Below are 22073 nucleotides of genomic sequence, written 5' to 3' on the forward strand. Positions count from 1 at the left end.
GAAAGATGCTGGAACAGTATAAAGAATTAAACACAGCGGATCAGGAAAGTATGCAGAGCGCCATCCGGAAGCTTCTGTCGCAGACCTTTCTGCTGGATCGAAAGTATGATAAAAAGAGCGGCCGGATGGCTTCTGACCGGGAATATGAATTCTGCAGCAGACACCGGGAGTTTTTGAAGGAATATTTCGGGGTGGCAGGCATTCTCCTGGAGCAGAACGAGGAGCTGGGTATCATTTATATCCAGGGCATCGAGGGCGCCGGAGAGCGGCTGACCAAGCTGACCACCATTTACCTTCTGCTTCTGAAGCTTCTCTATGATGAGAAAATGGCGGCGGTATCCACCAGCACCCAGGTCTTCGTGACCCTGGGAGAGCTGAACAGTAAGATGGGAGAGTTCCGCCTGGTGCGGGGGCTGCCATCGGTCACCGAGCAGAAAAAGGCCTTTGCGGCCCTGAAAAAGTATCAGATCGTGGAATTCCTGGACGCTTACGATGAGATGGGCGAGAACAGCCGGATCCTGATCTATCCCAGCGTGAACCTGATTCTCATGCGGGAGGACGCCCGGGAGCTGATACGGACATTTGAGGAAACGGAAGAGGAGTCGGAAGATGGAACAGCAGACACAGGCTTATAAAATATTTACCAGAATCGGACTGAATAACTGGCATTATATCGACCGGAAGGTGCTGCATTTGAACGAAAGCATCAACTTTTTCACGGGACATTCCGGAAGCGGAAAGTCCACGGTCATTGACGCCATGCAGATCGTCCTTTATGCCAACACAGACGGCCGGGGCTTCTTTAACAAGGCGGCGGCGGACGATTCGGATCGAAGCCTCATCGAGTATCTGCGGGGTATGATCAATATCGGCGAGAATAATCAGGTATCCTACCGGAGGAATAAGAATTTTTCCTCCACCATTGTGCTGGAGATGAAGCACAGTATCACAGGGGAAAAGGAGTGCATCGGCGTGGCCTTCGATGTGGAGACGGCCACCAATGAGATCGGCCGCCTGTTCTTCTGGCATAAGGGCAGCATGCTTCCCGGGGATTACCGGATGGAAGACAGAACCATGACCACCGGAGAGCTGCGGGATTACCTGCAGAAGCATTTTGAACGGGAGGAGTATTTCTATACCTCCAATAACGAGCGCTTCCGGCGGAATCTCTACGACGTGTACCTGGGCGGCCTGGATATGGAGAAGTTTCCGCGTCTGTTTAAGCGGGCCATTCCCTTCCGAATGAATATCAGGCTGGAAGATTTTGTGAAAGAATATATCTGCATGGAGCAGGATATTCAGATCGACGATATGCAGGAGAGCGTGCGGCTCTATGGTCAGATGTGCCGGAAAATCGAGGCGGCCATGGTGGAGATCGGAGAGTTGACCCGGATCGGGGAGCAGTACGGGGTCTTTATGGAGAAGAAGGATCAGCTGGCGGCCTGTGTTTATCGCCGGGAGAAACTGCGCATTTTGGAGCTCCGGGAGGAAATTGAAAAGCTCCAGGATCAGATGGGGCTCTGGAAAGGAGATCTGGAGGAGCAGCGCCGACGGGAAACGGAACAGAAAACCCTGGAAACGGATCTGGAAAATCAGTACCATGAGATCAATATACAGCTGACAGATACAGGCTATGCCCTTCTGGAGGAGAAGCTCCGGAATGCGGAGGATGCTTTGGAGCGACTGAAACGAAGCGAGGAAAAGTGGGATCAGCTGGCTGATAAGCTGGATGCCTGGGAACAGGTGGAGACAGTCTCCAATGACACATTGAACCGAATCGAAAAGCTTCAGGCCGGAAAGATCACTGGGGAAGAACTGGAGATTCTGAAAAAGGCCCTTGCAGAGGCCCATCAGGAGGCGGATCAGGAGCAGCGGGAGGCGGCTTCGGAGATCCGGGTGCTGGCCAAGGAGAGTAAAAGCATTCAGAACCAGCTGGAAGAACTGTATGCAGGCAAGACTTCCTATCCCAGGGAGCTGACCCAGGCCCGTTCCGAGATCGAAAAGGAACTGTACAGCCGTCTCGGAAAACGCGTTCCGGTGCGAATTTTAGCGGATCTTCTGGAGATCCGGGACGAGCGCTGGAGAAATGCCATCGAAGGCTATTTGGCATGGAATAAGCTGGCCCTGATCGTGGAGCCCCGGTATGTGAAGGAAGCCATGGAGATTTATGAGACCCTGGATCCGAAGAAGTTCTGGAGGGTATCCGTGGTGGATACGGAACGGGTCGTAAGCGAAGAGCAGCGTGTAAAGCCGGGAGCCCTGGCGGAGGAAGTAAAGGCTGGAGAGGATTACGTCCGGGCCTTTGTAAATTTCCTTCTGGGCAATGTGATTAAGTGCGAGAGCATCGATGAGCTGCGCCGCTGCCGCATCGGTGTGACCGAGGACTGCAGACTGTATCAGAACTATCAGCTGCGCCGTCTGAACCCGGATAACTATACGAAGTTCGCCTATATCGGAGAAAAGAGTAAGCAGCAGAGACAGAAAGAGCTGACAGCCCAGCTGGAAAAGCTGAACCGGCGGCTGGAGACCTTCCGCGGGACCGAGGAGGAGGCGCGTAAGATTCTGAATCTGGAATACCTGTCGGACACGGTAGAGGAATATCAGAATCTGTTGCGGGATAAGAAAGAAAAGCAGCAGAAGGAAAAAGAACGGCTGCGTCTCCAGGAGCAGATGGAGGAACTGAATTCCGGTATCGTGGAGACACTGAAGAAAAAGCGCAGTGAGATTCTGGAACATCAGAATGCCGTGAAGGAAGAACTGGAAAAGGTGCGTCGACAGATCTGGGAGAAGGAGCGGGCGCTGGAAAGCGGAAATAACAGTCTGGTGGAAAAGAACGGGGACCTGATTCAGATGGAACGGGAGCTTCGTGGTTCGGAGCAGGACGCGCAGCTTTTTGCGGAGTATCTGAAAGAGTATCGGAATCCCCGTTACGGTAAGCTTTTGGAGGAGACGGAAAAAACCATAGAAGAAACCGAAGAGGAATGTGAACGGCAGAAGAGCCGTCTGGTGGAGGTGCGTACCGATTATCTGAAAAATCATCCCCAGAGAGACTTTTCCGCTTCCACCGAGGAGAATGGCGATTACGAAAAGCTTCTGAAGGAGCTGCAGTGCGGTGAATTGGAGACTTACCGTGAAAAGGCCGGAGAGCAGGCAAGGGCAGCGGTGGAACACTTCAAGGAGGACTTTATCTACAAGATCCGGAGCGCCATCCGGGAGGCTTATGTGCGCCGGGATGAGCTGAACCGGATTATCCGGAACCTGGACTTCGGAAAAGACCGTTATCAGTTCCGCATCGGTCGGAACAAGGGACGGGACGGAGAGTTTTACGACATGTTTATGGATGAGGATCTGAACATCGATCCCTCCACCCTGTCCACCTCCATGAATCATCAGATGAACCTGTTTTCCATGAATCATGAGAGCAAATACGGCAGCCTTATGAACGATCTGATTCGACTGTTTATTCCGCCGGAGAACGCTACGGCGGCTGAACTGGAGGAATCCCGGAAGAATATGGAGAAGTATGCGGACTACCGGACCTATCTTTCTTTTGAGATGGAGCAGATCGTAGAGGGCGACGAGCAGCGCCTGGTCATCGGGCTCAGCAAAATGATCAAAAAGAACTCCGGCGGCGAGGGCCAGAATCCGCTGTACATCGCACTTCTGGCCAGCTTCGCCCAGGCCTACCGCATCAATCTGTCCGCCCGGGCGTCCAGACGTCCTGCCATCCGTCTGGTGGTGCTGGACGAGGCCTTTTCCAAGATGGATGCAGAGAAGGTAGCCAGCTGTATCGATCTGATAAGGAGTCTGGGCTTTCAGGCCATTATCAGCGCTACCAACGACAAGATCCAGAACTACATCGAAAATGTGGATAAGACCTTTGTATACGCGAATCCGAATAAGAAGAGCATTTCCATACAGGAGTTTGAAAAGAAAGAGTTTGGGGAGCTGGTAACAGAGGAAGAATAGCGGAGATTACTCATGGGGAAAAAGGCGGAGCAGAAGAGAAGAAATCATGTGATCCAGGTGATTCTGGATGCTTATGAGAGCGGCAATGCAGACTGGCGGACCTATCCGGATCCGAATGCAAGGGGCAACCGAACGATCTGGATTACCCAGGAACTGTATGACGAGATCGGAAAAAGAGAACTGAATCAGCAGGTACTGGATTTGCAGCAGGAAAAGCTGCTCCGGGACGGAACCGGACGGGATAGCAGCGGCTGGCTGGTACGGGGATCTGAGCTTGAAAAAATCACCTATCAGCTGGAAAGTATTCCGGTATTTTATGAACGGGATAGCCGGATTCCCAGGTATATCCGGCATTACGGGCCTCTGCGGGAGCTGACCGGAGAGCTGGAGGAACTGAAAGGAGCAGCGAAAAGCTGGAAACCCTGGCTGTTATGCTGTATCGAAGCCATGGAACAGGATGTGGACCGGGAAAAGATTCCGAAGATCTGTCAGGATGCAGAGAAGAAAAAGGTTTATTTTCAGACGCTGCGGGGATTGAACGAGCTGGAAGAGCCGGTATACCGCCGGGTATTCAGTAAGCATTATCTGGGAGATTCCAAACGGTTTGAGCAGATCATTCAGAAGCAGATTCTCCGGGACGCCCGCAGGTGGAACGAGCGGGTAGAAGCAGACGAAGAGGTCATGGATGACAGAACCGTCCTGGTGGAAATCGGGCTGGAGACCTATCATCAGGAGCTGGCGGTAAAAGGAAGCCTCCGTTTTCTTTTGAAGGGAACAGAGGTGGACACAGCAGCCTGGCGGTACGGAACCGTCCTGAATGCGGAGACCCTGAAGCATCTGGAGCTTTTGCCGGAACAGAAAATCTGTAAAATAATCAGTATTGAAAACAAGGCTAACTACATGTCTGTGCCCTTCGAGGAGGGGACGCTGTATCTGTATTCCCACGGCTTCTTTTCCCCGGCGGAACGGGAATTTTTACGAGAACTGCGGAAATGTCTGCACACAGCCGGGACTGGGACAGAGTACTATCACAGCAGCGATCTGGATTATGGCGGCATGCGGATTTTCATGCACATTCAAAAAGAAATTTTTCCGGATCTGAAGCCCTGGCGCATGGATCGGGAGACACTGGAACACTATCGGGAACTGGGAGAATCCAGGGGATCGGAGTATCTGAAGAAAATCGAGGAACTGGAAGTACCGCCGGAGCTTCAGAAACTGAAGACAGCGATTTTGGAAACCGGCATCACATTGGAACAGGAAGCCTTTTTATGGGAATAATGGGGGAAGCATATGAGAAGTGAAAAGAAAGAAAAAAGAGAAAGAACAGAGCGGCCCGGAAGGCGGGTGGGATTTAAGACCATTCTTCATTTTATCGAGATCCTGGTCATCGCGGCAGCAGTCATTTTCGTGACAAACAAGGTCACCCAGAAGGACGAGCCCCAGATCACCAGCAGTTTTATCAGCAATAAGCTGGAGATGGTCAGCGAGCTGACAACGGCCAAGCTCACCTACAACGGTCTGGTCTACTACTCCGACGGCAGCATCCCGCTGCTGACCCAGAAGTCCTTCACCATGACTTACCGTGCCGAGGTGCGGGCCGGAGTCGATCTGTCCAAGGCAGAGATTAAAATCACCGACAAAGAAGTACTTCTGACCCTTCCGGCTGTCCAGATCCTGGACACGGTAGTAGATTCTGATTCCATCCAGTTCTACGATGAAAAGGCCGCCCTTTTAAACTGGGGCAAGAAGACGGATGTGCTGGACGGCATGACCGCCGCCCAGAAGGATGTGGAAGAAAAAGCCGACTTCGACAGCCTGAAGCTGGAGGCAAAAACCCAGACCAAACAGCTCCTGACCGGTATCTTTTCCGGATCCATCGGGAACCGGGAGCTGGTGGTGAAGTTCGCGGAGTAGGGGTGCTTTCCGGTTGACAACAAACATCCTGTCCCATATAATAGTATCATTAACAATCTGGACGGGAGCCGGGAGGCGTTGAGCGTCCGTATTTTGAATTTAAAGGAGAAGTATAATTTATTATGGGTACATACCTTACCATTATGGTAGTCTGTCTGATACTGTCGAGCTTTTTTTCCGCTACGGAGACGGCGTTCTCGGCCATGAACACCACGAAGCTGAAGACCTTGGCTGAGAAGGGAAATAAGAACGCGGCGCTGGTCTGCAAGCTGGATGAGCAGTATGACAAGCTGATTTCCACGGTCCTGATAGGCAATAACATCGTAAACATCGCCATGGCCTCTGTGGGAACCGTGCTGTTTACCCTGAAGTTTGGCGATATGGGAGCGACCATGTCTACCATCGTGGTGACCATTGTGGTACTGATATTCGGAGAGATTTCCCCGAAAAGCATCGCGAATAACTGCCCGGAGCAGCTGGCCATGTTCGCCGCTCCGGTGGTACAGTTTCTGATCTGGCTTTTTCTGCCGCTGAATGTACTGTTCTCCGGCTGGCAGAAGCTGTTGACGAAGATCTTTCATCTGGAGCCCAGCTCCAAGATGTCCCAGGAGGAGCTGCTGACCCTGGTCAATGAGGTTCAGGAGGACGGAACCATCGACGAAGACGAAGGCGGACTTCTGAGAAATGCCATCGAGTTTTCCGATCAGGAAGCCCGGGATATCCTGATTCACCGGACGGATCTGGCGGCCCTGCCCATTACGGCCACCAAGGAAGAGATCGCCCAGATGTTCACAGAGACCAAGTTCTCCCGTCTGTTGATTTATCAGGATTCCATCGACGATATTCTGGGAACCATTCATCGGAAGGACTTCTACGTGGGCTGTGGTATCACGGAAAAGGAAGTAAAGGATATCATTTCCCCGGCCATCTTTGTGCTGGAGAGCGAGCCTATCCGGATGATTCTGAAGAAGCAGCAGAAGGCCAAGACCCATGTGGCCGTGGTGGTGGACGAGTATGGCGGAACCTGTGGTATCGTCACCATGGAGGACATTCTGGAGGAACTGGTGGGCGAGATCTGGGATGAGCATGAGGAGGCTGAGGTGTTGCTGCGCCGCATTGCCCCGGATACCTATCTTATCGACGCGTCCATGGATTTTGAGGAGTTCGCGGAGTACTTCCATCTGGATGAGGAGTCCGAGATGGTGTCTGTCAGCGGCTGGGTCATGGAGCAGTTCGGACGGGTGCCGGATCAGGGCGACCATCTGGAGTACAAGGGCCTGGAAATTGAGGTTACCCGGGTGGGCAATCATCATGTAGATGAGATTCGTGTCAAACAGAATAATGTGGAGGCGGAAGAAGCCTCTGAAGAGGAATAAAAGAGGGAGCCTATGTCAGAATGCAGACTGTGTCCCCGCGACTGCCGCGCCGATCGTGAAAATGGTCGGCGCGGTTTTTGCGGCGTGGCAGGAAACAATATCAAATGTGCCCGGGCGGCGCTTCATCTGTGGGAGGAGCCCTGTATTTCCGGAAATACCGGATCAGGAGCCGTGTTCTTCAGCGGCTGTCCTTTAAGGTGTGTCTACTGTCAGAACCGGGATATCGCCGGGGCTGACCGGGGATTGGAGATCACCGAAGCGCGGCTGGCGGAGATTTTTCTGGAGCTGGCACAACAGGGAGCAGCTAATATCAATCTGGTGACGCCTACCCATTATACGCGGGAGATCCTCCGGGCAGTCATCCGAGCCAGAGAACAGGGTCTGACGCTTCCCATGGTGTATAACTGCAGTGGATACGAGAAGGTCAGTACCTTAAAAATGCTGGAAGGCATCGTGGATATCTATCTGACAGATTTTAAATATATGGATACGGAGGCGGCGAAGGCCTATTCCCATGCGCCGGATTATCCGGAGGTGGCAAAGGCGGCCCTGGCGGAAATGGTGCGCCAGACCGGAGCCGCAGTCTTTGATGAGGCAGGTATGATGAAACGGGGCGTCATAGTCCGCCATCTGCTTTTGCCGAATCATCTGAAGAATGCGAAGGGTGTGGTAAAGTATGTTTATGAAACCTATGGAGACCGGGTATATCTGAGCCTCATGAACCAGTACACGCCCCTGCCCGGGATGGAAGCCTATCCGGAACTGAACCGGAGAGTAACAAAGAGGGAATATGATCGGCTTCTGGATTATGCCCTGTCTCTGGGCGTGGAAAATGCCTTCATCCAGGAAGGCGAGACGGCAAAAGAGAGCTTTATTCCGGCTTTCGACTGCCGGGGAGTATTGCCGGAGTAAGAAAATAAATCATAAAAAAGAATGTGCCGTTGGCACATTCTTGCGCCGAGGCGCGGTTGCCTTGGCAACCATCTACCACTGCGCCGAGTGCGCATCTTTGCAAGCTCTGCTTGCTTTTATGGAATAGGGAATTCTATCGGAATTTCCTATTCCATAAAAAGAGAGCAGGCGAACCGGGAAGCATACTGCATTCCGGTTCGCCTGTTCTCTTTTGAATGAAATATTTACATCTCATGAATATCCCCGCTGCCCATGGTACGCCGCCACACGCCCTCCAGAAGAACGGTATGCCCGGCTGCCAGGGAGGCAGGCAGATCGATGATGTTCTGATTGGCGGAGCCCCGGAAGAGAAGAGAGGCGTCCTTTTCCTCCTCCACAAACTTGCCGTCCACCAGTACGTCGATGAGAGAAAGCAGCTCCCGGAGAGTATCCGGGTTTCCCACAGAGCCGGTCAGCAGATCACGATCCAGCGTAAAGCCTGTATAGCACCAGAGTGTCTTTTTAGGAAAACGCTCTTTGAACTTCCGTGCAAGAGTCAGAAGCCCTTCCTGATTCTCCGGCTCCAGGGGCTCGCCGCCCAAAAAGGAAAGGCCGGCCACATAATCAGGGGCAAGAGCCTCCAGAATCTCGTCCATAACCGCTTCTGTAAAGGGATGACCGTAGGAAAAGTCCCAGGCCTCGTAATTGAAGCAGTTCCGGCAGTGGTGGCGGCAGCCGCTGACAAAGAGAGACACGCGGACGCCGGGGCCGTTGGCAATATCATTTTTTTTAATCACAGCATAGTTCATGCGAAAATCTCCTTACAGATGCAGAACACGCTCCTTGATCTCCTGGGTTCTTCCCTGATTCCAGAACTGGGTTCCGATGTAGCCGCAGGTACGGCGGGCCACGTTCAGCTTGTTCTGGTCCGTATTGCCGCAGTTGGGGCATTTCCAGATGAGCTTTCCGTGTTCATCCTCCTGAATCTCGATCTCTCCGTCATAGCCGCATACCTGACAGTAATCGCTCTTGGTATTCAGCTCCGCGTACATGATATTATTGTAGATAAACTTCATGACGGACAGAACCGCTTCCAGATTGCTCTGCATATTGGGAACCTCCACGTAAGAGATAGCTCCTCCCGGTGATAGAGCCTGGAATTTGGCCTCCAGAGCCAGCTTGTCAAAGGCGTCGATCTTTTCCGTTACGTGTACATGGTAGCTGTTGGTGATGTAGTTGCGGTCGGTAACGCCTTTTACGGTACCGAAACGCTTCTGCAGACACTTGGCGAACTTGTAAGTGGTGCTCTCCAGGGGAGTGCCATACAGGGAGTAATCAATATTTTCAGCTGCCTTCCATTTTGCGGTGTATTCATTCAGCTTTTTCATGATCTCCAGTCCCAGCGCTTCGCCCTCCGGCTCCGTGAGCTTCTTGCCGTTCAGGCTGTATACACATTCCCAGAGGCCTGCGTAGCCCAGGGACAAGGTGGAGTAACCGCCGTGGAGATACTTGTCGATGGTTTCGCCCTTCTCCAGACGAAGGAGCGCGCCGTGCTGCCACAGGATGGGAGCTGCGTCGGAAACGGTGCCGCTTAAGCGCTCATGACGGCACTGGAGAGCCCGGTGGCAGAGCTCCATACGTTCGTCGAAGATCTCCCAGAACTTTTCCATATCGCCCTCGGCGGAAAGTCCGATATCCACCAGGTTCACGGTAACCACGCCCTGATTGAAGCGGCCGTAGTATTTCGGCTTGCCGTTCTCATCCACGTAGGGAGTCAGGAAGCTTCTGCAGCCCATGCAGGTGTAGCAGTGGCCCTCGCCGTTCTTGTCCACCTTGTTCTGGAACATGATTTTCTCGGAAATATAATCCGGAACCATGCGCTTGGCAGTACATTTGGCAGCCAGCTTCGTCAGATAGTAGTAGGGGTCGTCGTCGTGGATATTGTCGGCCTCCAGCACGTAGATGAGCTTCGGGAAGGCCGGGGTGATCCAGACGCCCTTTTCATTCTTCACGCCCTGGTAGCGCTGGCGCAGGGTCTCTTCAATGATCAGAGCCAGATCCTTCTTTTCCTGCTCATTCTTCGCCTCGTTCAGATACATGAAGACGGTGACAAAGGGAGCCTGGCCGTTGGTAGTCATAAGGGTAACCACCTGATACTGGATCATCTGCACGCCGTTCTTGACCTCTTCCCGCAGACGCTTCTCGGTGATGAAATCGATCTCCTCCTGGGTCACAGCTTCCCGGATGGAATGAAGTTCGTCAGCTACCTGACAGCGGATCTTCTTCCGGCTGATGTCCACAAAGGGAGCCAGATGGGCCAGGGAAATACTCTGGCCGCCGTACTGGCAGGAGGCCACCTGGGCAATGATCTGAGTGGCGATATTGCAGGCAGTGGAGAAGCTGTGGGGCTTCTCGATGAGAGTACCGCTGATGACGGTGCCATTCTGAAGCATATCCTCCAGATTCACCAGATCACAGTTGTGCATATGCTGGGCAAAATAGTCCGCGTCGTGGAAATGGATGATACCCTCCTGATGGGCCTCCACGATATCCGGCGGAAGCAGAATCCGGCGGGTAATGTCCTTGCTGACCTCGCCGGCCATGTAGTCGCGCTGTACGCTGTTGACGGTGGGGTTCTTGTTGGAGTTTTCCTGCTTAACTTCCTCGTTATTGCACTCGATGAGGCTTAAGATCTGCTCGTCGGTGGTATTGGACTTCCGAACCAGGGCGCGGGTATAGCGATAGGTGATATACTGTCTCGCCACGTCAAAGGCCCGCTGATTCATGATCTGATCCTCCACCATATCCTGGATCTCCTCCACGCTTAAAGAACGCTTGATATTGAGCGCTGCGCTTTCCACGTCCTCGGCGATCCGCTTGATCTGAACCGGGGTCATGCGGGCGCTGGGAACAACGCTGTCATTGGCCTTGGAGACTGCGACCACGATCTTATGGGGGTCAAATTCTACCTCTGCTCCGCTTCGTTTGATGATTTTCATGTGCTACACTCCCTCTATTAAAAAATGATAATCAAAATTAGCGACATGTTTATTGTAACAAGATATAGTAGTAGTGTCAATGATCATTTACTATATATTGTTGTATACATGCGTGAAAATATACAGGGATTTCTTGTTATTTACACATTCTTTCTGGAAATAACAGAAAGTTTATGGTATGATGCAAGAGCATAAAGGCTGTGCGAAAAAAGAAAACTGACAAAAGGAGATAAAGGCAGAAAATGAGGTTTGCCTATGAAATAAAAAATGGCTGCGCGGTGGTGCGCCGCTGTTATGACTTTGGAAAGGAAGCAGAGATTCCGTCTGAGATCGACGGGTATCCGGTGACGGAGCTGGGGGCCTATGCCTTTTCCAATCATCTGGACCGGGAACGGTTCAGCCGGGAATTGAAAAACGGAACGATAAAAATATGGAATAGCGAGTCGGGAGAGAAGGAACCGGCAGAGCCGTCGCCGGACGCGGCTCCGGAACTTCAGGGTATGCAGGTGGAGGCGGTAAGTCTGCCCGGGGGCCTGCGGAAAATCGGAGCCTACGCCTTTTATAACTGCAATGCTCTGGCGAGGCTTCGCTTCCACAGCAGCCTACAGGATCTGGGCGCGGGACTTTTTACCGGCTGTCATCATCTGGGGCGGCTGACGGTGACCCTGGATGAGACGGAGACCTCCTGTTTAAAGGAGATTCTGATCGAGGTGCCGGAGAAAATGGCTGTTACCGTGGAGGGACGGATACAGGCGAAGCTTCTGTTCCCGGAATTTTTTGAAGAGAGTGTGGAGAATACTCCGGCCCGGATTCTTATGACCCACATGCACGGCAGCGGCATGAACTTCCGCAACAGCTTTTATATGAAAAAACTGGATTTCCGGGCCTACGACGCCTGCTACTATATGGCGAAGGCGGAGGAAAACTTTGATACAGTACTGGAAATGACTCTGGATCGGCTCCGGTACCCGGTGGGCCTCTCGGAGGAGCGCCGGGAGGATTACCGGAGCTGGCTGGTGGAGCATCTGGAGCAGGCCTTTGAGAGAGCGGTGGAACAGCGCGATCTGGACATGCTCACATGGCTTGCGGAAAACGGAACACCAGACAGCGGACTGCTTTCCCGGATGGCCCTTGTGTCGGCGGAGGGATTCCCGGAGGGAGTGGCTTATCTGCAGGATCGGCTGGGCGCTTCCGGACACACAAAAAAACAGTCGGCTTTGGATCGGTTTGAGCTGTAGGAGGGCGTCATGATAAAAAGTGCGATATTGGAAGAACAAAAGACGCAGCTCCGGAAGGAGGAGCTGGCGGCCCGGATTCTGAACCAGTCCAGAAACGAGCTGTACCTGAAGCTGCGTTATCTGGATCTGGCCCTGGGAAATCTGGCCCTGGCGCCGGGCGCGTCGTCTCCGGCCGGAACCGACGGCGGAGTGTTGTACTATTTTCCAGACGGGCTGCTGGGTCTCTATGAACAGCGGGGACGGGCAGCCTGCACCAGGCTTTATCTCCATGGGATCCTGCACTGCCTGTTCTGCCATCCCTTTGACCGAAAGGGCCGGGACGAACGGCTCTGGAATCTGGCCTGCGATGTGGCCGTGGAGGCGTTGATTGACAGTCTTTATCTGAAATGTGTCCACATTTCCTCAGGAGCTTTTCGGAAAAGCGTGTATGCCAGACTGCGGGAAAAGCTGTCGGTGTTGACGGCAGAGGGGATTTATCAGTGGATCGGCGAAGAACTGACGGAAGCGGAAATCAGCCGCTGGCAGACAGAATTTTACCTGGATGATCATAGCCTCTGGGAGCAGGACCGGAAAAACGGCCCGAAGAATCCGAACCCCAACCGGAAAAAATGGGACGACATCCGGGAACGGATGGAGACCGAGGTGATGCTTTTCTCCAATGAGGCTTCCGAAGGAGAGGGCGATCTGAAGGAACAGCTGCGGGTCAGCAATCGGTCCCGCTATGATTATAAGGAATTCTTACGGAAATTTACGGTGCTTCATGAGGAAATGCAGATCGATCCGGACAGCTTCGATTACATTTTCTATCATTATGGCATGGAATTGTACGGGAACATGCCGCTCATCGAGCCGTTGGAAACCAGCGAGGTACGGAAGATCGAGGAGTTTGTCATCGTCATCGACACTTCCATGTCCTGTAAAGAAGGATTGGTGAAGCGGTTTCTGGAGGAGACCTACGATGTGCTTTCCCAGACGGATAACTTTTTCAAACGCATGCGGATCCACGTCATCCAGTGTGACGAGCGGGTGCAGTCCGACGTGCTGATTGAGAACCAGGAGGCCCTGAAGGAGTATATGGAGCATTTCACCATTCTCGGCGGAGGCGGTACGGATTTCCGCCCGGCCTTTGCCTATGTGGAAGAGCAGCTGGCCGTGAAAAAGTTCTGGCGGCTTAGGGGCCTTCTGTATTTTACTGACGGATACGGCGTCTTTCCGGTGAAAATGCCGCCCTATGAGACCGCGTTTATCTTCGTGCAGAATCATTACCGGGACGTGGATGTGCCAGCCTGGGCGATCAAATTGATCCTGCAGGAGAGCGATTTGGAAAATAAAGAGTTTCAGAGAAGGAGAAAATAATGAACATCAAGAGAGCAAAACAGGAGATTAAAGACGCAATAGAAGCGTATCTTTTAAAAGACGAATACGGAGACTACGTCATCCCCACCCTGCGCCAGCGCCCCGTGCTGCTTCTGGGCGCGCCCGGCATCGGCAAGACCCAGATCATGGAACAGGTGGCCAGAGAGTGCGGCGTGGGCCTGGTGGCCTATACCATCACCCACCATACAAGACAAAGCGCCATCGGTCTTCCCTTTATCTCGGAAATGGAATTCGGCGGCCGGAAAAAAGCCGTCACCGAGTACACCATGAGCGAAATCGTGGCCTCCATCTACGGGAAAATGAAAAAAACGGGACTGAAAGAAGGCATTCTCTTCATCGACGAGATCAACTGCGTTTCCGAGACCTTGGCTCCGGCCATGCTCCAGTTCCTGCAGTGCAAGACCTTCGGCAATCATCCCATTCCAGAGGGCTGGATCATTGTAGCCGCAGGCAACCCGCCCGAGTACAACAAGTCCGTCCGGGAATTCGACGTGGTCACCCTGGATCGAGTGAAAAAGATCGAGGTGGAGCCGGACTACGGCGTCTGGCGGGAATATGCCGTCCGGACCCGTATTCACCCGGCGGTCATCTCTTACCTGGACGCCCGTCCGGCCCATTTCTACCAGATGGAAAGCACGGTGGACGGCCGCCGGTTCGCCACGCCCCGGGGCTGGGAGGATCTGTCCCGGCTTCTGGAGGTCTATGAGAAGCTGGGCAAAAAGGCCGATAAAGATGTGGTCCGTCAGTATCTCCAGCACGACAAAATCGCCGGAGAATTTGCCAACTACCTGGAGCTTTACCGCAAATACCAGAGCGACTATGGCATCGAAGAAATCCTGGGCGGAACGATCCGGGAGGTTACGCTGAAAAAGCTGACCCATGCCTCCTTCGACGAGCGCCTGAGCGTGGTAAATCTGCTCCTTTCCGGCTGCATCGAGCGTCTGCGGAAAGTACGGGAACAGGAACTCTTCACCGAGGCACTGTTTGCCCGGATGAAAGCAGCGGGAGCCACCTTGAACGATAGCAATTTCACAGCTGCTGAGGACGGGATCCCGCAGGTTCTGGAAGAGCTGCGCGGTGAGGTAGAAGAGCAGCGCTGCCGGAAAAAAGAAGCAGAGCTTCTGACCAAGGACGAGGAAAAGCATCTCCTCCGCCTTGCTGATACCCTGCTTTCCTACGAGAACACCCTGAAGTCCGAGCACCCCACGGACGGTCCGGCTGCCTTTGAGATCCTGCGTCGGCTCTTCGGGGAACAGCGCGCCCGCTACGCAGGGGAGCAGGAGGACGGAAGCGCGGCTCTCGAACACGCCTTCGACTTCCTGGAAGCTGCTTTCGGCGACAGCCAGGAAATGGTCATTTTCCTCACCGGCCTCAACATGTCCGAAGCCGCAGTAGCCTTTCTCCAGACCACCGACTGCGAGCGTTACGAACGCTACAATAAGAGACTGCTATTTTCCGAAAGCGACCGTGAGATTCGCGACGAGATCGCCAGACTGAAATAGAGACTGCTTAAGACGTACGGCATACAAAAAGAACTTTCCACATTCGGACCAGCCAGGTCCTCCTTGGGAAAGTTCTTTTTGCGTGCCTGTTTTACTCTTCAGCCCGGCACTTATGAAGTCCGCTTCTCCCGCACAGCCGCCTCGATCCGCACCTGTTCCTCCAGCATGGCGTCGATCCGCGCGTCCTCGGAGAAATCTGCAGCCAGCTTATCCAGAAGCTGACCATCCTCTTCGGGAAAATGCTTATGAAGTACCGTCTTGATAGCCTCATACTTCTTGCGATAAAGGGTTTCCAGCTCAGTGACCGGCACATGGACCGGAAGAGTGACGATCTCTTCCGAGGAGATCCCATCGGTCTCGAACCAGTTCTTGATAGTCCGGATCCGCGCATGCTCCGCCGGCCCCTCTGCCAGAATCTTCTTAGACTTCTGAATTAGAATCACAGCCACAGCGATAAACGCCAGAAACAGCACACTCATACTGTAAGGCGCGATTTTCGGTAAGGGAAGCTGAAGGGAGCCGGTGATGGCGAGTATCATGGCCGCCAGCCCCAGCACGCCCACCAGCAGCAGAGTCATGGCCGTACTCCTGGCATCGGCGCAGCGTTCCTCCACGGTCTTAAAAAGCTTGGACTCCTCCGGTCTCTTGATGGGGCCGTCCAGAATATTGGCCATGGTCACCTCCGCGGGTTCTTTTATCTCGACGCCCTGCTTGCGGGCTGTCGCTTTCTGTACATCCTTGTATAGGGACATAATAAAATTCTCCTTGTGTTATTTATTTGCGTAAAAACGTCTGGGCCGCGCCCAGAATCTCCTCCTGGATGCCGGACAGGGATCCCTGAACCATCTCAGGCTTTCCGCCGCCCTTTCCGTTGAATTGGCTGTTCAGTTTCTTACAGAGCGGTCTGGTATCCTCGGTCTTGCTGCCGAAAATATAGCGGTAGCCGGTCTCATCATTTCCCATGAAGACACAGGCGATGCCGGTGCAGCGGGCGGTCAGGAGATTCACGAACTCCCGGCCGGTGTCCGCGTCCAGGCTTTCTTCAAAGAAAACGGGATTCGCGGAACCTTCCGGTACGGCGGCCGCCTTGTCCCGGATGAGCGCCCGGTTCAGGGTCATCAGCTGTCCGGTCAGCCGGAAGTTCTCCTGCTTCAGCCGTTCCACCGCGTCAGCCACCAGGGCCTCCTTTGCAGAGAGCAGTACGGAAATAGCCTTTACACTGGCTTCTTTTTCCCGGTAATCCCCAAGGGCCCGGTCTCCGGCCAGCAGATTCACCCGGACGCCGCCCCGGTGGGCCTGCACATTGGTGAGCTTAATGAGGCCGATTTCCCCGGTGCGATCCACATGAGGCGCGCAGCAGGCACAGATGTCCACGTCGGGAATGGTCACGATGCGAACCTGCCCCTGGATCTCGATTTTACTCCGGTAATCCAGAATGGCCAGTTCCTCCTTGCCGGGATAGGAGATGAGAATCGGTACGTTATCGAAGACCACCTGATTGGCGGCCGCCTCGATTTCCGCCAGCTCCTCCCGGGTGATGGGACCGTTGAAGTCCATAGTGACTTCCTCCTCGCCCAGATGGAAGCCCACATTATCATAGCCGAAGCGGGCATGGATGAGACCGGAGACGATATGCTCGCCGGAATGCTGCTGCATCCGGGAAAAGCGTTTGTTCCAGTCGAGGATACCCTTCACTTCCGTACCGACTTCCAGCGGTTCCCGGGTGTAATGCCAGATTTCTCCGGCTTTCTCATGGGTGTCGAAGACCTCCACATCGTTCAGATACCCGGAATCCCCGGCCTGTCCGCCGCCCTCAGGGAAAAACGCGGTCTGGTCCAGACTCACCTTCCAGTAATCCTTCGTCTGTTCACAGGCAGTCACTACCGCCGGAAACTCCGTCAGATGGCTGTCTTCGTAATATAAACGGTTCGTCATGTCGAAAACCTCCTGTTGTCAAAAATAAATCTATTACCAAGTATAACATTTTATCGCAGCTTTGGACAGGTTTATTTTAAGCGGGAATTGGCAGTTTTCAGTGAACTGTGCTATAATGCGGGTAAGATTAGACAGAAAGGAAATCAGCTATGATTGATTTACACGGTCAGGCCGGCCTCCCCTATATCAACCGGGGCGTCTACACCGGAAGCTGTGAGGGCATGCGCTACCGGATGCGGAAAAAAGAGGAAGAGGACAAAAAGGTGCTGGAGGCAGTCATTTATCCGGAGCCCTTCTGCTTTGAAAAGACAGCGGAGGATCAGAAAGAGGCTCATGAGTTCCCTTTCACCGACGAGGGCTTCCGGCAGGCCATTGCCTGGATGAACGAACAGTACGAGACCCAGAAGGAGCGCTGGACAGCGGCGAAGAACGCCAGCTGGGTATAAAAAGAGACAGTTTGTAGTTTCAAGACGGAAACCACAAACTGTCTCTTTTCATGTAATAGGAAATTCCGTAGGAATCCCCTATTACATGAAAAGCCCTTCGGGCAGGAGCGCACTGCGGCGGAGTGGAATTATGTCGCTAAAGCGACCCGCCGCAGGCGGAGAATCCTGCAAAGCAGGATTCTATTTTGGTCATCCGGAAAGTCAGATGACCTTAGTTATCATTTTCATCGTCAGCGCTCTTGGTATATACCGTACGCTTTCTCGCCATCTCGTCGCTCTCCAGATACTCGTCGTAGGTGGTGATCTTATCGATCATAGCGCCGTTCGGCAGCAGCTCGATAATACGGTTGGCTGTGGTCTGGACGATCTGGTGGTCACGGGAGGAGAACAGCAGCACGCCCGGGAACTTGATAAGACCGTTGTTCAGGGCGGTGATGGACTCCATATCCAGATGGTCGGTGGGCTCATCGAGAATCAGCACGTTGGCGCCGGAAATCATCAGCTTGGACAGCATACAGCGGACCTTCTCGCCTCCGGACAGGACCTTGACCTTCTTCACGCCGTCCTCACCGGCGAAAAGCATACGGCCCAGGAAGCCGCGGACATAGGTGGCGTCCTTGATCTCGGAATACTGGGTCAGCCAGTCGACGATGGTGTCGTCATTGTCGAACTCCTTGGTATTATCCTTGGGGAAATAGGACTGGCTGGTGGTGATGCCCCATTTATAAGTCCCCTCGTCCGGCTCCATCTCGCCTGCCAGAATTTTGAAGAGGGTGGTCTTTGCAAACTCATTGCCGCCTACGAAAGCCACCTTGTCGTCGTGGCCCAGGATAAAGGAGATATTATCCAGAACCTTTACGCCGTCGATGGTCTTGGACAGACCCTCCACAGTCAGCACTTCATTTCCGATCTCGCGGTTGGGACGGAAATCAATATACGGATATTTACGGCTGGAGGGGCGGATCTCGTCCAGCTCGATCTTCTCCAGAGCTTTCTTACGGGAGGTTGCCTGCTTGGATTTGGAAGCGTTGGCAGAGAAACGGGAGATGAACTCCTGCAGCTCTTTGATCTTTTCTTCCTTCTTTTTATTAGCCTCCTTCATCTGACGAATCAGCAGCTGGCTGGACTCATACCAGAAGTCGTAGTTGCCGGCGTAGAGCTGAATCTTGCCGTAGTCGATGTCGGCGATGTGGGTGCAGACCTTATTCAGGAAATAACGGTCATGGGAAACCACGATGACGGTGTTCGGGAAGTTGATTAGGAACTCCTCCAGCCATGCGATGGCATCCAGATCCAGGTGGTTGGTCGGCTCATCCAGAAGCAGGATATCCGGGCTGCCAAACAGGGCCTGAGCCAGCAGCACCTTGACCTTCTGCGCGCCTAAAAGATCTTTCATCAAAGTATAATGAAGCTCCGGCTCGATGCCAAGGCCATTCAGCAGGGTAGCGGCGTCAGACTCGGCCTCCCAGCCGTTCATGTCCGCGAATTCCGCCTCCAGCTCGCTGGCGCGGATGCCGTCCTCGTCGGTGAAATCAGCCTTTGCATAGATGGCTTCCTTCTCCTTCATAATCTCATAGAGACGGGCGTTTCCCATGATAACTGTATCCAGAACCGGATATTCGTCATACTGAAAATGGTTCTGCTTCAGGAAAGAGAGACGCTGGCCCGGTGTGATAACAACCTCGCCATTGGTGGAATCCAGTTCACCGGAGAGGATTTTCAGAAAAGTAGACTTACCTGCGCCGTTGGCTCCGATGAGACCATAGCAGTTACCCTCTGTAAATTTGATATTTACATCCTCAAACAGGGCTTTTTTACCTATTCTAAGTGTTACGTTATTTGCACTAATCATATTTTACTCCTCATAGCTGTGTAAATGCTGTGTGACCGGTTTCAGCCGCCGTTCTCATCAATGGGGGATAAACGCCCTTATACTATAGAAGAAATTGGCACGAAACCTCTTCCTATTTTACAGAAAAAAAAGGATTTTGCAAGCCCTTTCTGGAAGTTTCGGAAAAGAAATCAGGGAATATCGAAAGAAAAGGGATTGACAATGGAAACAGTGTCTGCTATGATAAGTACAAACATACAAATGTACGGACGTTTGTACATTTAAAACGAAGAGTCAGGAGGTGAAAATGATGAAGCAGAAACTGGATTTCAGTGGAAGGGAACAGCTGTATTATCAGATTTACGATATTATGTTCCAGGAGATCGTGAATGGAAAGTATGCGGAGAAAGATTTGCTCCCTGCAGAGAGTGAGCTGATGGAGCGGTACGGCGTCAGCCGGGCCACGGTCCGGCGGGCCATGGATCTTTTGAAGGATGAAGGCCTGATAGAAAAGAAGCGTGGGTACGGAACCTACGTGAAGAGCCTGGTTCCCAAGAGCTACAACCGGAAGACCGTCGACTTTGTGTGGAAGCATCAGGGGGAAAAGCAGGAGCTGATAAAAAAAGTGGTGAGTCAGCAGGTCATCCCGGCGGACGAAGAGACAGCTGGCTGGCTGCACCTGGAGCCGGGCGTGCCGGTGATAGAGATTGTGCGTCTGTGGTATAAAAAAGAAGAACCAATGTATCTGGAAAAAAGCTATCTGGATTATCAGTGGATTCCGGAGGCTCTGGAGCGGGATTTTGCGAAAGAATCACTGCGCATGTATTATGTGAATCGTTGCCATGTGAAGATGGCAAAGGCAGAGGAAGAGATTTACGCGGTGAAAGCAGGAAAGGATGAGGCGGAGCTTCTGCGCATCCGGGAAGGCGACGCGATATTCTTTACGAAACGGATTCCTTCGGATGAGCAGGGAGTTCACCGTTCTTTTGTCAAAAGCTACTACAGGGGAGACTGTTGTTATCTCGGAGTGAAGCAGGAGTTGTAGAAAAACGAAAATCAGAAAGTACAGCGAAAAACGCTGTAAAAATAAAACAGAAGTAAAATAAAAGGAGGAGTTTTTATGAGTTACAGAAAAGTACCTTACGAGAACCTGAAGAAATTTTGCACCGATGTATTTAAGGGTTACGGCTACAGCCAGGAGGAGAGCGAGGACATCGTAGACGTTCTGCTTCAGGCCGATCTGTTCGGAATCGAGTCCCACGGAGTCCAGAGACTGATTCGTTATCATAGGTCCCTGATGCAGGGCAAGATTCATCCGGATGCAAGAGCGTCCGTGATTTCTGAGACTCCGGTTTCCGCAGTCCTGGATGCCCATGGCGGAGCAGGACAGCTGACAGCGATTTTTGCCATGCGGAAAGCCATCGAGAAAGCAAAGAATACGGGTATCGGCTTTGTGATCATGAAAAATACCAATCATTACGGAATCGCGGCATACTATTCCCTGATGGCGGCAAAGGAGGATCTGATCGGTCTGTCCTTTACCAATACCGAGGCTATGATGCCTCCCACCTTCGGACGTCAGGCCATGCTGGGAAGTAATCCCATCGCGGTGGCGATGCCTGCGGATCCCTATCCCTTCTCTTATGATGGATCCACAACCGTAGTTCCCAGAGGAAAGCTGGAAGTATATAATAAAAAAGAAGAGCCCCTGCCCAACGGATGGGGCGTGGACGAAAAGGGTCTGGACTGCAATGACGCGGCTGTGATTCTGGACAATATTATTAACTGTAAGGGTGGCGGAATCCTGCCGGTGGGCGGTTCCAGTCCTTTAAGCGGTTCCCATAAGGGCTATGGCTATGGTATGATGTGTGAACTGTTTACCTCCATCCTGACAGGAGGCCCAACCTCCAATCACTGGAGACGTGGAGAAACTTCCCAGAGCTTTATTGCCATTGATTATGGTATGTTCGGGGATAAGAAGGAGATTCGTCAGCACATGTCCACCTTCATGCAGGAACTGCGTGACTCCAATAAGGCTGAGGGACAGGATCGGATCTATACCCACGGCGAGAAAGAGTTCGAGAATGAAAAGGTACGAAAGACAGAGGGTATTCCTGTAAATGAAAAGACCGAAGCAGAAATGCGGGAGATCGCGGAGTATCTGCATCTGGATTACGAGGCATATCTTGGATAGGCTCTGAAACAGATACTACATATAGAAAGAAAAGGCGCTGGGGACTACAAGTTTTCAGCGCCTTTAAAATAAATTGAAAAAAATTCAAAAAAGCTGTTGACAACTGTCGAACCGCGTGGTAAAGTATAGAAGCTGTCGCGAGAGACAGTGCTTCACTTCTCAAGTGAGTCCGGAAACTTCAAAAACTTCTTCAAAAAAAGTTAAAAAAGTTCTTGACAAGCGAGAATGAATGTGGTAAGATAGTCAAGCCGCTTCGGTGAGGAACGACAAAGACGAACAAGCGAACCTTGATAACTGAACAGTGTAAAACCTTGAAAATTCTAAGAGAATGAATTCAAGAACAGTTCGATTCTTAGAAATAAGAACGAACACCTTTTAACAGTAATACGGGAAAGAAA

The 22073-nt window shown here is 52.5% G+C and carries 17 protein-coding genes; 12 read left to right on the forward strand and 5 right to left on the reverse strand.

From position 1 onward, the window contains the following. The first annotated feature begins 5 nt into the window (after positions 1-5). The 6 genes from H8S44_RS04810 (at position 6) to H8S44_RS04835 (ending at position 8174) form a co-directional block, all read left to right on the forward strand. Complete coding sequence (locus tag H8S44_RS04810; protein WP_186873039.1) at positions 6-635, forward strand: DUF4194 domain-containing protein; 630 nt, start codon at positions 6-8, stop codon at positions 633-635. Beyond that, positions 610-3969 carry an ATP-binding protein gene (locus H8S44_RS04815; RefSeq protein WP_186873038.1) on the forward strand — a complete coding sequence of 1120 codons (3360 nt, stop codon included), beginning with the start codon at positions 610-612 and terminating at the stop codon, positions 3967-3969. Before H8S44_RS04810 ends, H8S44_RS04815 begins: the two co-directional genes overlap by 26 nt. Before the next feature lie 12 nt (positions 3970-3981). Continuing rightward, on the forward strand, positions 3982-5250 hold the full coding sequence (locus H8S44_RS04820) for a Wadjet anti-phage system protein JetD domain-containing protein (RefSeq protein ID WP_186873037.1): 1269 nt from the start codon (positions 3982-3984) through the stop codon (positions 5248-5250). 12 nt (positions 5251-5262) lie between these two features. Beyond that, positions 5263-5886 (forward strand): DUF4230 domain-containing protein, encoded by a 624-nt coding sequence (locus tag H8S44_RS04825; RefSeq protein WP_186873036.1) that lies wholly within the window; start codon positions 5263-5265, stop codon positions 5884-5886. 122 nt (positions 5887-6008) lie between these two features. Beyond that, positions 6009-7262 (forward strand): HlyC/CorC family transporter, encoded by a 1254-nt coding sequence (locus H8S44_RS04830; protein ID WP_186873035.1) that lies wholly within the window; start codon positions 6009-6011, stop codon positions 7260-7262. A gap of 12 nt (positions 7263-7274) precedes the next feature. Then, complete coding sequence (locus H8S44_RS04835) at positions 7275-8174, forward strand: radical SAM protein (protein WP_186873034.1); 900 nt, start codon at positions 7275-7277, stop codon at positions 8172-8174. A gap of 224 nt (positions 8175-8398) precedes the next feature. On the opposite strand, the gene nrdG is transcribed toward H8S44_RS04835, so the two are convergent. Both nrdG and nrdD read right to left on the reverse strand, forming a co-directional pair. Beyond that, positions 8399-8962, reverse strand: a complete 564-nt coding sequence (gene nrdG / locus H8S44_RS04840) for an anaerobic ribonucleoside-triphosphate reductase activating protein (RefSeq protein WP_186873033.1) — start codon at positions 8960-8962, stop codon at positions 8399-8401. Positions 8963-8974: 12 nt separating this feature from the next. Beyond that, a complete protein-coding gene (gene nrdD, locus H8S44_RS04845; RefSeq protein ID WP_186873032.1) occupies positions 8975-11152 on the reverse strand; it encodes an anaerobic ribonucleoside-triphosphate reductase in 2178 nt (725 codons plus the stop codon). A gap of 242 nt (positions 11153-11394) precedes the next feature. Here nrdD and H8S44_RS04850 point away from each other — a divergent pair, with 242 nt between their 5' ends. The 3 genes from H8S44_RS04850 to H8S44_RS04860 are packed head-to-tail and all read left to right on the forward strand — an operon-like array spanning position 11395 to position 15269. After that, on the forward strand, positions 11395-12390 hold the full coding sequence (locus H8S44_RS04850) for a leucine-rich repeat protein (RefSeq protein WP_186873031.1): 996 nt from the start codon (positions 11395-11397) through the stop codon (positions 12388-12390). Between the two features lie 9 nt (positions 12391-12399). Then, a complete protein-coding gene (locus tag H8S44_RS04855; protein WP_186873030.1) occupies positions 12400-13746 on the forward strand; it encodes a vWA domain-containing protein in 1347 nt (448 codons plus the stop codon). Next, the gene (locus H8S44_RS04860) at positions 13746-15269 is read left to right on the forward strand and encodes an ATP-binding protein (protein ID WP_186873029.1); all 1524 of its coding nucleotides are present in this window, start codon (positions 13746-13748) and stop codon (positions 15267-15269) included. The genes H8S44_RS04855 and H8S44_RS04860 overlap by 1 nt, the downstream gene beginning before the upstream one ends. Before the next feature lie 110 nt (positions 15270-15379). Here H8S44_RS04860 and H8S44_RS04865 read toward each other — a convergent pair whose 3' ends face one another. Both H8S44_RS04865 and H8S44_RS04870 read right to left on the reverse strand, forming a co-directional pair. After that, positions 15380-16021 carry a hypothetical protein gene (locus H8S44_RS04865; RefSeq protein WP_186873028.1) on the reverse strand — a complete coding sequence of 214 codons (642 nt, stop codon included), beginning with the start codon at positions 16019-16021 and terminating at the stop codon, positions 15380-15382. 22 nt (positions 16022-16043) lie between these two features. After that, positions 16044-17204 (reverse strand): alanyl-tRNA editing protein, encoded by a 1161-nt coding sequence (locus H8S44_RS04870; protein ID WP_186873027.1) that lies wholly within the window; start codon positions 17202-17204, stop codon positions 16044-16046. A 149-nt stretch (positions 17205-17353) separates the two neighbouring features. On the opposite strand from H8S44_RS04870, the gene H8S44_RS04875 reads away from it, so the two are divergent. After that, positions 17354-17650: a GNAT family acetyltransferase gene (locus tag H8S44_RS04875; protein ID WP_186873026.1), complete on the forward strand. Its 297-nt coding sequence runs from the start codon at positions 17354-17356 to the stop codon at positions 17648-17650. Positions 17651-17861: 211 nt separating this feature from the next. Here H8S44_RS04875 and H8S44_RS04880 read toward each other — a convergent pair whose 3' ends face one another. Further along, positions 17862-19502: an ABC-F family ATP-binding cassette domain-containing protein gene (locus H8S44_RS04880; protein WP_186873025.1), complete on the reverse strand. Its 1641-nt coding sequence runs from the start codon at positions 19500-19502 to the stop codon at positions 17862-17864. A 286-nt stretch (positions 19503-19788) separates the two neighbouring features. On the opposite strand from H8S44_RS04880, the gene H8S44_RS04885 reads away from it, so the two are divergent. Both H8S44_RS04885 and H8S44_RS04890 read left to right on the forward strand, forming a co-directional pair. Beyond that, positions 19789-20526 carry a GntR family transcriptional regulator gene (locus H8S44_RS04885; RefSeq protein ID WP_243167473.1) on the forward strand — a complete coding sequence of 246 codons (738 nt, stop codon included), beginning with the start codon at positions 19789-19791 and terminating at the stop codon, positions 20524-20526. Positions 20527-20601: 75 nt separating this feature from the next. Next, on the forward strand, positions 20602-21675 hold the full coding sequence (locus tag H8S44_RS04890; RefSeq protein WP_186873024.1) for an Ldh family oxidoreductase: 1074 nt from the start codon (positions 20602-20604) through the stop codon (positions 21673-21675). Positions 21676-22073: the final 398 nt, after the last annotated feature.

It is taken from the genome of Anaerosacchariphilus hominis (assembly GCF_014290175.1).
GTDB lineage: Bacteria > Bacillota > Clostridia > Lachnospirales > Lachnospiraceae > Laedolimicola > Laedolimicola hominis.

Coding starts and splice junctions, on each gene's coding strand:
- H8S44_RS04870 (WP_186873027.1), bottom strand. CDS start 17,204: ATGACGAACCGTTTATATTACGAAGACAGCCATCTGACGGAGTTTCCG.
- H8S44_RS04860 (WP_186873029.1), top strand. CDS start 13,746: ATGAACATCAAGAGAGCAAAACAGGAGATTAAAGACGCAATAGAAGCG.
- H8S44_RS04815 (WP_186873038.1), top strand. CDS start 610: ATGGAACAGCAGACACAGGCTTATAAAATATTTACCAGAATCGGACTG.
- H8S44_RS04850 (WP_186873031.1), top strand. CDS start 11,395: ATGAGGTTTGCCTATGAAATAAAAAATGGCTGCGCGGTGGTGCGCCGC.
- H8S44_RS04825 (WP_186873036.1), top strand. CDS start 5,263: ATGAGAAGTGAAAAGAAAGAAAAAAGAGAAAGAACAGAGCGGCCCGGA.
- H8S44_RS04875 (WP_186873026.1), top strand. CDS start 17,354: ATGATTGATTTACACGGTCAGGCCGGCCTCCCCTATATCAACCGGGGC.
- H8S44_RS04855 (WP_186873030.1), top strand. CDS start 12,400: ATGATAAAAAGTGCGATATTGGAAGAACAAAAGACGCAGCTCCGGAAG.
- H8S44_RS04890 (WP_186873024.1), top strand. CDS start 20,602: ATGAGTTACAGAAAAGTACCTTACGAGAACCTGAAGAAATTTTGCACC.
- H8S44_RS04835 (WP_186873034.1), top strand. CDS start 7,275: ATGTCAGAATGCAGACTGTGTCCCCGCGACTGCCGCGCCGATCGTGAA.
- nrdD (WP_186873032.1), bottom strand. CDS start 11,152: ATGAAAATCATCAAACGAAGCGGAGCAGAGGTAGAATTTGACCCCCAT.
- H8S44_RS04830 (WP_186873035.1), top strand. CDS start 6,009: ATGGGTACATACCTTACCATTATGGTAGTCTGTCTGATACTGTCGAGC.
- H8S44_RS04820 (WP_186873037.1), top strand. CDS start 3,982: ATGGGGAAAAAGGCGGAGCAGAAGAGAAGAAATCATGTGATCCAGGTG.
- H8S44_RS04865 (WP_186873028.1), bottom strand. CDS start 16,021: ATGTCCCTATACAAGGATGTACAGAAAGCGACAGCCCGCAAGCAGGGC.
- H8S44_RS04880 (WP_186873025.1), bottom strand. CDS start 19,502: ATGATTAGTGCAAATAACGTAACACTTAGAATAGGTAAAAAAGCCCTG.
- H8S44_RS04810 (WP_186873039.1), top strand. CDS start 6: ATGCTGGAACAGTATAAAGAATTAAACACAGCGGATCAGGAAAGTATG.
- nrdG (WP_186873033.1), bottom strand. CDS start 8,962: ATGAACTATGCTGTGATTAAAAAAAATGATATTGCCAACGGCCCCGGC.
- H8S44_RS04885 (WP_243167473.1), top strand. CDS start 19,789: ATGATGAAGCAGAAACTGGATTTCAGTGGAAGGGAACAGCTGTATTAT.